Raw genomic sequence first — 14336 nt, 5'->3', positions numbered from 1 at the left:
AAAGGGAGGTTGGGAATGGCGCCAATGGTAGTTGCGGCGGTTCGCTTTTGCCTTGAGATAGGTACAGTGTTCGGTTTGGTCTTGGGTGGCGACTTTTTGGCTCCTCGTGTCTGGCAGAAAGCGTTATGGATCATCATTGGCATAGTACTCGTGCTGGTCTGGGCCAGATATGGTGCCCCGGGGTCGCCACATGTGGCCCAGGGCCAAGGTAAGCTAGCATTGGAGGTTGGCGTTTATGCTGTTGGCGCCTCTGGTTTCTTTTCGATTTCGGCAAGCGCGCGGGAATTATTTATATCATCATCGTAGTCATCGATTTGGTGCTGATGTACGCTTTCGAGTTGGAATGACGAGTTTGAGGTTAGCGTTGGAAATCGTTTGCTTTTAAGTGGTGTTTAAGATTAAGATATGGATTCAATCGTGCTGGTCTTTATTTTTTCTCATAGGTTGACGGTAAAGACCAGCACGATTGATCGATTGTTCTTTGATGTTTTATTCGTACTTGTCGTTGAGAATTGCGTTGAGTTTTTGAGTTCGTTTAGTAATTATGATTTTCAGATTTTCTGAATAGTGAAGAAAGTTTGTTCGGTTGCCTATTCTATTACCTTTTCCGTAAGAATCAGGGTTTACTAGATGTTCTTGACAGCATGTCCGTTTTCGAATTTCTTCTATATCGCATTTTTCGAGTGACATAACCTCATAATTTTTAGTTACAAAGTCTTCTAGTTTCCAAAAATCAATAAAGTTTTGGAACCATGATTGTGATGATTTTGGATTTTGGAATCTTTTAAGCCAGTCCTCATCTTCGTTCTGAATAATACATCTTAGATGAGTGCTAAATACGATGGTGCGACCTTTATCATCTTTTTTAAGATTATTATGAAGATACAGATTCATAAATTCTTTAATTTCGTAAAGAGCTAAATCTATCCTATCTCTGAGAGCAATATTCCCTCTTCGGGTATTAATTGAACCAGGATGGCGGGGCCATAGCATGTGGCCGCCAATGGTTCTTGACCATGTTAAAAACTTTGCGACGTCGCAATAGGTAAGACTTGCTTGTTCCGCATAATGACGAGAAGGCCCGATCCCATCCGTACTGTAACGTTTTTTGTTGTCGTCTTTTAAATATGGTTTATTCGTTTCTGACAATGATAACTTTGGCAAGTCCAATTTCATCGTCTTTCTTCTATGGTTATAAACTTGTAATATGTCTTTGTAAAGTTTTGGATTATATGTGTCGGGATCTCTATAGGGCGTGCAGAAATAATCGCAAGAGTAAAATTGGCCTGTTTGCGATAAATAATTCCAATACACTGGTTGTTGACGGTCAGCCATATCGTCTTCAGACATTTTAGTCTCCTTTGAGGTCTTTATCCATGATGATATTTCGTGTTTCGAACGAATTCAATGTAAGTTGATGGAACTCATGATTTAATTTTTAACCGGTGCGCAATCAAGTAGTGATGAGAGGCTACGTGTGATTGGTTACAAAATCGTATCTTTTGTGACACTAATGTCGCTTTGGAATTGTCATAAAAATGTGTGCCTCGCGCTAAACTGAAACGTTATGTTCGAAGTGTATATTCATGTGCCGTTTTGCTATCGGCGGTGCGGGTACTGCGATTTCAACACGTATACGGCCGTCGATATGGGTGGTGGCGCGTCGCGTGGCAATTACGCGAACCTTGTCATTGATGAAATGCGGTTGGTGCACGTCTGGCAGCAGCGGCACGGCATCGACGAACCGGCGGCATCGACGGTGTTCTTCGGGGGAGGGACGCCGACGTTGCTGCCGGCGGATGACCTTGGTCGGATGCTGCGTGCGGTGCGTGAAACGTGGGGCATCGAGGACGGCGCGGAAATCACCACCGAAGCCAATCCCGACACTGTCGATGAGCGGTACTTGGAGACCTTGGCGGCTGCGGGATTCACCCGTATCTCGTTCGGGATGCAATCGGCTGTCCCCCACGTTTTGAAAACGCTTGACCGCACCCACACGCCGGCCAACGTCACTGCCGGGGTGAAGGCGGCGAACAGGGTCGGCCTGCGTTCCAGCGTCGACCTCATCTATGGCGCTCCCGGAGAGAGCATAGCCGATTGGCGCACATCGGTCGAGACGGCCATCGAACTTGGCGTTAACCACATCTCGGCGTACGCGTTGACCGTTGAGCCGACCACCAAGATGGGGCGGCAGATCAAGGCCGGCACCATCGCCAAGCCCGATGACGACGACGAGGCCGCCAAGTACGAGATCGCCGATGACCTTTTCCAACAGGCCGGCCTGCAATGGTACGAGATTTCGAACTGGGCGCGGCCGGGCTATGAGAGCCGGCATAACCTGGGCTACTGGCGCAACGTCGATTGGACTGGTATCGGCCCCGGAGCGCATTCGCACTATCGCACGTCGAACGTTGGCGCGTGGCAGGAACATGTGGTTTCCAGCGTTCGCGATATCGACGAAGATGGATTCAGAAAGGTTGTTGCCGCGGCTGACGGCAATGCGACTAATGCCCGCATCAAGGTTGTTGACCTCTCGAAAGCCGAGCAGACTGGTGAAGATGAAGCGTTCGGCACAGCAAGCGACGGTCAATCGGATGCCAGCCAGTTCGGCGTCCGCGCGTGGGACATCGCGCATCCGCGCAAATGGGCAGAAGCGATGCATGCGGGTAGCGTGCCGTGGGCTGGCAGCGAGGCCATTACCCACGAGGAGAACCTCGAGGAGACGGTGATGCTCGGTCTGCGTCTGCATGAGGGGCTTGATATTTCGCGTATCGACCAGGCGTCCGGGCATACTGTCGACCGCAGCCGGCTCAACGATATCGAACGAGACGGGCTGATCGAGGTCTGTGACGATAATCGCATCGTTCCCACCGGCAAGGGACGGTTGCTCAACGATACACTGATCGCCGAGGTGCTCGACATCTGCGGATGGTGAAACTGAGTCTTTTATAACACCGCTAAATCAATGTGATTACCCGCGGTTCTTGTAAAGCGAGGGATGGCGAATGCGTTGAAAAGCAGATTTATGGCACCAAAATATTGCTTTTTGACGCGGCTACCTGATTGTTTGCGTTGAAAAGCAGTGTTTCCATGCTGAAAATCTGCTTTTCAACGCTGTATGGTATCTGGCTGCGTGCAAAAGCAGAATGAGGAGTCATGTTTTCTGCTTTTCAACGTGAAGCAACGTCTTGTCGTATGCGTAAACAACATGTGTGACCGCTTTTGTGTGATTTCCTCTGCAACATCGGTGAGTGTGCTGAGATAATCACAAAAAATGCCGTAGAAATGTGATTGCTGTCGTTGCCGAGAGCGATATGCAGAGATAATCACCATAAACGATTCACGTTGCTGGATGGGTGTCCACAATATGGAAGAATTCGTCTGAAATTGGACAACGATACATTTCTGACATGACTTGCCGCTACTCTGTGAAAGCACTTGCAACGCAGGTACGGTTCCACGGAAGTTAGAGGTGATTGTGGTGACACGTAAGAGCCCACTTGATTTGACGGTTCATCCAGCGGTCGGTATGTATGACCCGGCGGGAGAGCATGACGCCTGCGGTGTCGGCATGGTCACCACCCTCAACAAGCAACCGGAACGCAGAATCGTCGACGACGCGATCGAAGTGCTCGTCAATCTCAACCATCGCGGGGCAGTGGGTGCCGAAGAGAACACCGGTGATGGTGCCGGAATCCTCATGGCGATGCCGGATGAATTCATGCGCTCGGTCATTCAAACACCCTCGGATTGCCCGCTGCCAGAAGCCGGATCCTACGCGGCCGGCATCGCCTTCCTCGATCGCGGTCTGGCGGATGCGGCGGAGCAAAAGCGTCAAATCGCCGATATCGTGGCAGAAGAGGGACTGGAAGTCCTGGCATGGCGGACGGTGCCTACCAATCCCGACGGGCTCGGTTTGCAGGCGCTCGCCAGCATGCCGGCTTTCGAGATGCTCGTCATGGCCTCGGCGCAAGGCCAGCCACCCCTTAAAGACATAGACCTCGAGCGCAAGGCCTTCCGCGTGCGCAAACGCGTCGAGCACGAGGCCGGCGTCTACTTCGCCTCGCTTTCAGCGCGAACCATCACCTATAAGGGCATGCTCACCACCATGCAGCTTACCGGTTTCTTCTCGGATCTGCTTTCGCCGAAGATGAAGACGAGGATCGCAATCGTCCATTCCCGTTTCTCCACCAACACCTTCCCGAGCTGGCCGTTGGCGCAGCCGTTCCGCATGATCGCACACAACGGTGAGATCAACACCATTCAGGGCAATCGCAACTGGCTTTCGGCGCGCGAGGGCAAATTCAGCAGCGAATTGCTGGGGGAGTTCAAGCCGCTGCTGCCGGTGACCACCCCCGGCTATTCGGATTCCGGCACGTTCGACGAATGCCTCGAGCTGTTGCATCTCGCGGGCCGCAGCCTGCCGCACGCGGTGTTGATGATGCTGCCTCCCGCTTGGGAGAAGGACAAGACGCTCGACCCCGATGTGCGTGCGTTCTATGAGTACAACAACAGCCTCATCGAGCCGTGGGACGGGCCGGCCAACATCGTCTTCACCGATGGAAGGTTGGTCGGCGCGCAGCTTGACCGCAACGGCTTCCGTCCTGGCCGCTGGCAGATCACCGACGACGGGTATGTCGTATTGGCCAGTGAAGCCGGAGTGCTGCCCGAAACCGAGCCGGAGCGTATCGTCGCCAAAGGCAGGCTCGAGCCCGGCAGGATGTTCCTCATCGATACGCTCGAAGGGCGCATGATCGAGGACAGCGAGATCAAACACCAGCTGGCAGGCCAACATCCCTATCGAAAGTGGATCGAAGGCAATGCCGTGCGTCTGCGCGATCTGCCGGCGCGTGAGCATGTCCGTCATTCCAACGTTTCCGTGGTTCGCCGCCAGCGCGCCTTCGGCTATACGCAGGAGGACATCAAGATTCTGCTGGCCCCGATGGCCAACACCGGCAAGGAGCCCATCGGCGCGATGGGCAACGACACTCCTCAGCCGGTGCTTTCCAACCACAGCCGCATGCTGTTCGACTATTTCACCCAGAAATTCGCGCAGGTCACCAATCCGCCGCTGGATTGGGAGCGTGAGGAGATCGTCACCTCGCTGGCTTCGGCTATCGGCCCGGAACCGAACCTTCTTGAGGATGTGCAGCTCGCGGCCAAAAAGATCGTGATCGACAATCCGGTCATCGACTCCGATGAGATGGCCCAGCTGAAGCGTCTCGACCGTGCCAAAGTGCTCGGCGGCTACTACAAGCCGTTCGTCATCCACGGCCTTTATCAGGTAGCCGGGGGAGGGCAGGCGCTCGAGGCGAGACTTGAAGAGATTTTCGATGAGATCGATCAGGCCATCGCCGATGGCAAGAATTTCCTCGTGCTCTCTGATCGTGACTCGAACCATACGTGGGGGCCGATTCCCTCGCTGCTGCTGACCAGTGCGGTGCAGCATCATTTGCTGCGCACGCATACCCGCACGCAGGTTTCGATGGCCGTGGAAGCGGGAGACGTGCGCGAGATTCACCACGTCGCCCTGCTGATAGCCTATGGCGCGGCCTGCGTCAACCCCTACCTCGCCTTCGAATCCGTGGAGGACCTCGCTCGCAGCGGGTTCCTCAAGGTCGATGCCAAGACAGGCGTGGAGAACCTGCGTCAGGCGCTTTCCACCGGAGTGCTGAAAATCATGAGCAAGATGGGCGTCTCCACCATCATGAGCTATCGCGGCGCCCAGCTTTTCGAGGCCGTGGGCCTCAACCAGGACGTCATCGACAAGTACTTCACCGGCACCACCTCGCGTGTCGGCGGCATCGGGCTTGACCAGATTGCCGAGGAAGTCGCCACACGCCACCGTGTCGCCTATCCAAATCAGTGGACGGCGACCCCGCACCGCAGGCTGCGTGTCGGCGGCCAATACAAATGGCGTCGCACCGGCGAGGACCATCTGAACGATCCCGAGTCCGTTTTCCTGCTGCAGCAGGCCACCCAGCGCGGCGATTACGGCCTGTTCAAAAAATATTCTCAGCATGTCAACGACACGTCGAACCGCATCATGACCTTGCGCGGATTGATGAAATTCGCCGAGGGACGCAAGCCGATTCCGCTGGATGAAGTGGAACCGGAAAGCGAGATTGTCAAGCGGTTCTCGACCGGTGCGATGAGCTATGGGTCTATCTCGCAAGAGGCCCACGAGACATTGGCCATCGCGATGAACTCCATCGGGGCACGTTCCAATTCCGGTGAGGGCGGCGAATCCGACGACCGCATCGAAGACCCCATGCGTTCCAGCAGAATCAAGCAGATCGCTTCGGCGCGTTTCGGCGTGACCAGCGACTATCTCGTGCATGCCACGGACCTGCAGATCAAGCTCGCGCAGGGAGCCAAGCCTGGCGAGGGAGGTCATCTGCCCGGAGCGAAGGTACCGCCGTGGATCGCCAAGGTGCGCCATGCCACCCCCGGTGTCGAGCTCATCAGCCCGCCGCCTCACCACGACATCTACTCGATCGAGGATTTGAAGCAGCTGATCTACGATGCGAAGATGGCCAATCCCAAGGCGCGTATCCATGTGAAGCTCGTCTCCGAGTTCGGTGTGGGAACCGTCGCTGCGGGTGTGGCCAAATGTCATGCCGACGTCGTGCTGATTTCCGGTTCGGACGGCGGCACGGGCGCGGCTCCGCTCAACGCGATCAAGCACGCCGGCACTCCTTGGGAGATCGGTTTGGCTGAAACCCAGCAGACCTTGATCTTGAACGGTTTGCGTTCGCGTATCGTCGTGCAGTGTGATGGTGAGTTGAAGACCGGCCGTGACGTCGTCATCGCCGCGCTGCTCGGTGCCGAGGAATTCGGTTTCGCCACCACCGCGCTGATGGCCGAGGGGTGCGTCATGATGCGAGCCTGCAACCTCAACACCTGCCCGCAGGGCATCGCCACCCAGGATCCGGAGCTGCGGGCGCGCTACACCGGCAAGCCCGAATATGTGGTCAACTTCTTCATGTTCATCGCCCGCGAAGTACGGGAGTTGTTGGCGCAGCTCGGCTTCCACTCTCTTGAAGAAGCGGTCGGCCACGTCGAATGCCTTGATCAGAACGAAGCCATCAAACGCTGGAAATCCGATGGCGTGGATCTCTCCAACGTGCTCGCCCAGGCTGGCCCGACACCGGGGACGATTCTGCATCAGACCATCGCGCAGAATCATGAGCTCGACAAGGCGCTCGATAATAAACTCATCGAGCTTGTCAAGCCCGCACTTGACGACCGTGAACCCGTTCGCCTCGACCTGCCGATTCGCAACGTCAATCGCACCGTCGGCACGATGGTCGGCTACGAGATCACCAAACGCTACGGTGCCACAGGCCTGCCCGACGACACCATCGACATGACGTTGCGTGGTTCCGGAGGCCAGTCCATCGGCGCGTTCATCCCGCGAGGCGAGACGTTGCGCATTTACGGCGAGGTCAACGATTATGCGGCCAAGGGGCTTTCCGGCGGACGCGTCATCGTGCGCCCGGTAGACGGGGCGTTGCATTTCGACCCGCACACCAATGTCATCGCAGGCAACGTCACCGGCTTCGGTGCCACCAGCGGCGAGATGTACGTCGCCGGGCGGGCCGGCGAGCGCTTCGCGGTACGCAACGGCGGCGCGACGTTCGTCGTGGAAGGCGTGGGCGACCACGGTTGCGAATACATGACCGGCGGCACCGTCGTGGTGCTCGGCCCCACTGGACGCAACTTCGGTGCCGGCTTCTCCGGAGGCCATACCTATGTGCTCGATCTGGATATGAACAAGGTCAATCCGGGTGCTCTCAAGTCCGGGTCCCTGCTGTTCGAAACGTTAGATGACGCGCAGGCGCAACATATTCACCAGCTGGTGAAGCGGCACGCCGAAGAGACCGGATCGGCTTTCGCACAAGATCTTCTTGCCGATTGGGAGCACAACAAGACCCGATTCACTCATATCGTGCCCAAGCAATTCGTGGCGATGAGCGCGGCCATGGATGAAGCCCGCGCCGACAACGTCGATTTCAACGCGCCGGGGGCGTGGGAGCACGTCTATGAACATGTGATGGAAGGAGTGGACTGATGAGCGATCCCAGAGGATTCCTGAAGGTGCGTACCCGCCACGAGGCGCAGGACCGTCCGGTCGCCGAGCGCATCCGCGATTGGAAGGACGTGCACGCCCAGTCCGGCTTCCAGCCCTGGACCAAGGAGCAGGCCGCGCGGTGTATGGACTGCGGCACCCCCTTCTGCATGACCGGCTGCCCGCTGGGCAACATCATTCCCGACTTCAACGATTTGGTGCGCCAGGGGCAGTGGGAGGAGGCCTATCAACGGCTTTCCTCAACCAACAACTTCCCCGAGGTCACCGGTTTGATTTGCCCGGCACCGTGCGAACAGGCGTGTGTGCTGGGCATCCATCAGCCGCCGACGATGATCAAGGCCGACGAACAGGCCATCATCGATCAGGCGTGGAAGCTCGATTATGTCAAGCCGATGCCGCCGCAACGTCTGACCGACATGACCATCGCCATCGTCGGTTCCGGCCCTGCCGGCCTCGCTTGCGCCCAGCAGCTGACACGCGCCGGCCACACCGTCGTCGTCTACGAGCGTGACGACGAGATCGGCGGGCTCATGCGTTATGGCATCCCGTCCTTCAAACTCGACAAGCATCTGATCGATCGGCGCATCGAACAAATGGAGGCCGAGGGCACGGTCTTCCGTACAAACATGGAGATCGGCAAGGATCTGAGCTGGGACGAGCTGCGTTCGCGTTACGATGCCGTGGTTGTCGCCATCGGCTCCGGCGTGCCGCGCGATGTAAACGTACCCGGACGCGAACTTGACGGTATCCATTTCGCCATGGATTTCCTTCCTGATGCCAACCGGCGTGTCGAAGGCAAGAAACCGATCAATGACATTGACGCCAACGGCAAGAAGGTCGTCATCATCGGTGGCGGCGACACCGGTTCGGACTGTCTTGGTACCGCTATCCGGCAAGGAGCCACGAGTGTCACTGTCTTGCAGATCAACCCCAAAGAGCCGACCGAGCGTCCCGACAACCAGCCTTGGCCCACCTACGCTCGCCTTTACCAGCCAACCACTTCGATGCAGGAGGGCGGCACCTACGAATACAACACCGATACCCTCAGCTTCACCGGAGTCGAGGAAATCGCGCAGACCGAGCGCGTCACGCTTGATGAGAACGGCCTGGCGAGTGGGTTCGTCGCCGATGAATCCGGCCATGTCACCGGTGTCAAGGTCGTCGACGTCGAACGCACGGCCGATGGCAAACGCCAGCACATTGCCGGAACCGAGCGGGTCATCGACGCGGATCTGGTATTGATATCCACCGGCTTCCTTCATCCGGACACTTCCACGATTCTTGATCAGCTCCCGGTCGACCTTGACCGTCGGGGCAACCTCGCACGCAACAAGCAGTTCGAGACCAGCCAGGACGGCGTGTTCGTCTGTGGCGATGCCGGACGTGGCCAAAGTCTTGTGGTCTGGGCGATAGCCGAAGGCCGCAGCTGCGCGTCCGCGGTCGACCGCTTCCTCAACGGAACCACCGAACTCCCCGCCCCGATCGTCTCCACGCAGAAACCTATGAAGCTGTAGAGGCTCACGTTTTTTGATGATTGTAAAAAATGTGAGCCAAACGAACGTTCGGCTGTCAGTAAAACCTTGTTTACCCTTGGAATTCCGCGGTTTTTCGATATCGCTGTGAGAGGAATGTTCGTTTAGGGCTCACACTTTTTTGAAGCTTCGGAAAAGTGTGAGTCATCGGTTTGACAGGCCTAGGACTAAAATCCACATATAGGACGAAATTCAAAAGCCGAAAGGAACAGAGATGCCGAATCGCGCCGAACGCCGTGCCCAAGCCAAGCAGAGCCGCAGGGGGGTGCCGCAGCCCAATCAGCCACAGAATCGTGGCCGCGGAGGGCTCATTGACGAGTACTCATTGCAGGAGCGCAGCCGTCGCCTCGAGGAGAACGGCGATGCCGAATGGAAACCCAAGGCCGAGAAGCTTTCGGCGCCGGCGCAAAACCTCGACCCCAACTACAGCGATCCGAAAGTCATGAAGGCGCCGCATTCGCTGCACCAGTGGTTCAGGATCATCAGCTGGACGCTGATCATCCTCGCCGGTGTCGCCTTCGCGGTGCTGATGTGGGTGCCCAGGCATCCGCTGTGGCTGATTGTCACCGTTTCCGTGGTGTTTGTCATCGGCGTGCTGAGCCTTTTCTTCACCGCCGGCAACTATCGGCACAACCCGAACCTTGACTCCAACGGTACGGCCATTTAGGCGATGGTTCATTCTGCAGGCCGCCGTGCAATAGTGACAGGCGAATAAGGTTGATTGACGCGTATGAAAATTGATTTGCTGACCCGCGAATATCCTCCGCATATCTATGGCGGCGCCGGCGTGCACGTCGAGGAATTGTCGAAAGTGCTCGCTGAACGCGCCGGCGTGACGGTTCGCGCCTTCGACGGCCCCAGAACACCTGATGAGGTTCCTCAAGTACCCGGCGGCAGCTTGCGCGTGGTCGGTTACGACGTTCCCCGAGAGCTGTCGCAGGCCAACATGGCGTTGCAGACATTCGCAGTGGACCTTCAAATGGCTAACGATGTCGATGGTGACATCGTCCACGCCCACACGTGGTATGCCTGCCTGGCCGGTCGGTTGGCGGCTCAGATGCACGAGATCCCGCTTGTCGTCACCGCCCACAGCCTCGAACCGTTTCGCCCGTGGAAGCGTGACCAGCTTGGCGGCGGATACAACCTGAGTTCCTGGGCCGAACGTGACGCCTTCACCCATGCCGACCGTGTCATCGCCGTCTCTCAGGGCATGAAACAGGACATTCGCACGGCCTATCCATCGATTGACCCGGCAAAGGTCTCCGTCGTCCACAACGGCATCACGGTTGCCGACTTCGCCACTCCCGATCCCGACGATCCGGGCTGGAAAGTGTTCGAGCGTTATCGTATCGACCGAAACATGCCCACATTGCTCTTCGTCGGACGGATTACACGGCAGAAGGGCCTGCCCTATTTGCTGCGGGCCATCCACCTGATCGACAAGGATATCCAGGTCGTGCTGTGCGCGGGAGCCCCGGATACCGAGGAACTCGGCGCGCAGGTGCGTTCCTCGTTCGCACAGCTCAAGGCCGAACGCGGCAACGTCGTTTGGATCGAGGAGATGCTGCCGCGTCCCGAGCTCAACGCGCTGGAACACGGCAGCGACGCGTTCGTCTGCCCGAGCATCTACGAGCCTCTCGGCATCGTCAATCTCGAGGCGATGGCATGCGGCCTGCCGGTTGTCGCCAGCGCCACCGGCGGAATTCCGGAAGTCGTGGTCGACGGTGTGACCGGTTATCTGGTGCCGATCGAGCAGCAGCATGACGGCACCGGCACGCCGACGCATCCTGATGATTTCGTACACGACATGGCTGCGGCCATCAATCGTCTCATGTCGGATCCAAAGCGGGCCAAAGCGATGGGCGAGGCCGGTTTCAGGCGTGCCCGTGACGAGTTCAGCTGGGAACGCATCGCAGATGAGACGATGGACGTGTACCGTCAGGTGTTGCGTTGACGGCAGGACTTTGGCCATTGCTTCAAGAAATGTTAGATTTGGATTGCGCAGATATGATTGTTTCGCAATCTTCGCGGTCACCAAGCACCGTGAACCGGTAGGCAGGAAAGGCGCGACATGTTCCAGTATGTGCTCTACGGGCTCATCGCCGTCATCGCCGTCCTGGCGACTGCGCTTTGCCTTTCCGCCGCGTTCGCAAAGAAACGGACGTTGCATACCGTCAAGATCGTTGCAGGCTGTTGCCTCTATTTTTTCGGCGTCATTCTGTTGGTCGCGAGTTTTCTCACCTGAACGATTCCTTGAAGAGCACCTGCGAAGGGCACCTGTTTCGTCACATTATGGAATCAAGGCATTTTGGGTGACTTTTCGCGATTAGTCTAATGAGCGCGGAGCAATCCGCGCGATCAAAGACCAATTCACGGTGAAGGGATGACAATGGGCGAAGCTGTTTCGGCGCTGAAACTGAGCAATGTGGAATTTCGTAGGAACCGTCGCGTCATTTTGACCGATGTGAATCTCGATCTCAAATACGGCGAGAAATGGGTGCTCTTCGGCCCCAACGGCATCGGCAAGTCTTCCCTCGTGGCCATGATGGCGACCCGCGGGTTCCCGTCCGTGGGAACCGTTGATATTCTGGGCAACCGACTCGGCAAGGTCAATGTCTTTTCCTACCGTAATCGAATCGGGTTGAGCTCCGCCGAATTGTCGCGTTCCTTCCCCAACGAGGAGGATCCGCTTGACGTCGTGTTGACGGCCTTGACCGCGACCACCGGCCGCTGGCGCGAACAGTTCACGCAGGCCGATTACGACAAGGCTCGCGGGTTTATGACCATGTTCGGCATCGAATACCTCGAGGGCAAACAGATGTTCAAACTTTCGGAAGGCGAGCGCACCCGCGTGCTTATCTGCCGGGCGTTGATGGGCAACCCCGATCTGCTGATTTTGGACGAGCCGACCACCGGGCTCGATCTGGGCGGCCGTGAGCTTGCGTTGCGCGCGTTGAGCGACATCGGCAGGCACGACACCGAGCGTACCGTGCTGCTGGTGACGCACAGGCTCGAGGAGATTCCGCAGGGTTTCGACCATGTCGCCATCATGGGTCGTATGGCCGGCAACGAGACCGACGCGCATGCGGACAACGTCGCCGGGGCCGACCCGCAGCCCGGAACCATCATCTACACCGGTGACCTTGAGCACGGTTTCACCGCCGAACGCCTGAGCCGTATCTTCGGCCTGCCGCTCAAGGTGACCCATGACGAGGGCCGTTGGTCCGCGTACGCCATCGAAGAGTAGACAGGCTTGAGTCCCAACTGACAGGTGGCCGCAACAGTGTAAGGTCTCTATTGCGTTTGTGACGCTTAGGGTGTGCTTTGTGTCATGAATGCAATATGAATGAGTATGAATGCAATGTGGGGTTACGTATGTGACGTTTCCGGCATCGATAGCGTCGTGAATGCAATCCGCCAATCCGCATGGTATGAGAATATATACGTTGGTTGATTGCTCAAATAACAAAGGATGGCGTGAGTATGCCGAAACGTGGTGCGTTGCAAGCAGGGGAGAAGGTCCAGTTCACGGATCGCAAGTCCAAGAAGATCACCGACCAGCTTGTCGCCGGCGGCTCGACGCAGACCGACCACGGCATCATCCTGCACGACGATGTCATCGGCGGAACCGAAGGCACCATCGTCACCACGGTGACTTCCAAGCGTGAAGCGCAGATAAGCGAGGGCGCGCCGGGTCACGATAAGCCGAAGCCATGGAAAGCGGCACGGGCCATCGGCGGTTGGGATTATACGGTGATGCGGCCGAGGCTGGCCGATTATGTGCTTTCGATGCCCCGCGGCGCGCAGATCATGTATCCGAAGGACATCGCGCAGGTCATTCAGCTCGGTGACATTCGCGAGGGGTTCAACGTGCTTGAATCCGGTGCCGGCAGCGGGGCGATGAGCCTCAACCTGCTTGACGCAGTGGGGAAGTCCGGCCATCTGACCACCATCGAGATGCGTCCCGAATTCGCCAAGATCGCCGAGGCCAACGCGACGCTCTATTACGGTGAACGCCCGGATTGGTGGGATTTGCTCATCGGCGATTTCGACAGTGTTGCCGCCACACTGCCGGAACATTCCTTCGACCGGATCATGCTCGACATGCTAGACCCGTGGAATCGGCTGGAACAGGCCTATCGGGTCATCGCTCCCGGCGGGGTGCTCGTCGCCTACATCACCACGACCACGCAGATGTCGCGGTTCTGCGAGGCGTTGCGCGAAGCCGGCTGCTGGACGGAACCGGAAGTCCAGGAGACCTTCGAACGCACATGGAAGGCGCAGGGCCTCGCCGTGCGCCCCGATCACCAGATGATCGGACACACCGGTTTCCTCATCGTCACCCGTGCCATGGCTCCCGGTTTTAAGGCTCTGCGCAAGCGCGACCGCGCCACCAAGGACACGGTCACTGACATCGATTCTTTGACCCCGCAGCAACAGGCCGAACGTCTCGCCGATCTCGAACTGCGCGACATCAGCGACCGCAAGCTCAGGAAGGTCTTGCGCGATCTGGGTGACCAGCTGCGTGAAATCAGCGAGGTCGACGAAGAATCCAGATAGCGACAAGCGAGCATTAGCGGCACCATGTTCATCTGAGCCTGCGGTTGGTCTGACGTATATAACTTCAATCTATAACGACACCTTAAGTGGACTGATGAGCTTAGAACCCCGATTTTTGGTAGGCTTTCGATAGGCGTTGTCAACCACTGGAG

The 14336-nt window shown here is 57.3% G+C and carries 9 protein-coding genes; 8 read left to right on the top strand and 1 reads right to left on the bottom strand.

Annotated features, from left to right (window positions below; all coding sequences use genetic code 11):
- Window positions 1-489: 489 nt before the first annotated feature.
- Complete coding sequence (locus OZX64_RS05260; protein WP_277171852.1) at window positions 490-1350, bottom strand: hypothetical protein; 861 nt, start codon at window positions 1348-1350, stop codon at window positions 490-492.
- 217 nt (window positions 1351-1567) lie between these two features.
- On the opposite strand from OZX64_RS05260, the gene hemW reads away from it, so the two are divergent.
- The 8 genes from hemW (at window position 1568) to OZX64_RS05220 (ending at window position 14184) form a co-directional block, all read left to right on the top strand.
- Entirely contained in the window at window positions 1568-2935 is a 1368-nt protein-coding gene (gene hemW, locus OZX64_RS05255; protein ID WP_277171850.1) for a radical SAM family heme chaperone HemW, read from the top strand.
- Between the two features lie 546 nt (window positions 2936-3481).
- Window positions 3482-8074: a glutamate synthase large subunit gene (gltB, locus tag OZX64_RS05250; RefSeq protein ID WP_277171848.1), complete on the top strand. Its 4593-nt coding sequence runs from the start codon at window positions 3482-3484 to the stop codon at window positions 8072-8074.
- On the top strand, window positions 8074-9606 hold the full coding sequence (locus OZX64_RS05245) for a glutamate synthase subunit beta (RefSeq protein ID WP_277171847.1): 1533 nt from the start codon (window positions 8074-8076) through the stop codon (window positions 9604-9606). The genes gltB and OZX64_RS05245 overlap by 1 nt, the downstream gene beginning before the upstream one ends.
- A 232-nt stretch (window positions 9607-9838) precedes the next feature.
- Entirely contained in the window at window positions 9839-10291 is a 453-nt protein-coding gene (locus OZX64_RS05240; protein ID WP_277157296.1) for a tripartite tricarboxylate transporter TctB family protein, read from the top strand.
- A gap of 63 nt (window positions 10292-10354) precedes the next feature.
- Entirely contained in the window at window positions 10355-11578 is a 1224-nt protein-coding gene (gene glgA / locus OZX64_RS05235; protein WP_277157297.1) for a glycogen synthase, read from the top strand.
- A 117-nt stretch (window positions 11579-11695) separates the two neighbouring features.
- A complete protein-coding gene (locus OZX64_RS05230; protein WP_277171845.1) occupies window positions 11696-11869 on the top strand; it encodes a hypothetical protein in 174 nt (57 codons plus the stop codon).
- A gap of 144 nt (window positions 11870-12013) precedes the next feature.
- Window positions 12014-12871, top strand: coding sequence for an ATP-binding cassette domain-containing protein (locus tag OZX64_RS05225; RefSeq protein WP_277171843.1), 858 nt, complete (start codon window positions 12014-12016; stop codon window positions 12869-12871).
- A gap of 236 nt (window positions 12872-13107) precedes the next feature.
- Window positions 13108-14184: a tRNA (adenine-N1)-methyltransferase gene (locus OZX64_RS05220; protein WP_277171840.1), complete on the top strand. Its 1077-nt coding sequence runs from the start codon at window positions 13108-13110 to the stop codon at window positions 14182-14184.
- The last annotated feature ends 152 nt before the right edge of the window (window positions 14185-14336 follow it).

It is taken from the genome of Bifidobacterium sp. ESL0704, assembly GCF_029392075.1.
GTDB lineage: Bacteria > Actinomycetota > Actinomycetes > Actinomycetales > Bifidobacteriaceae > Bifidobacterium.
Note: the sequence above shows the minus strand (reverse complement) of the source record. Positions and strands in the feature narration are given on the sequence as shown.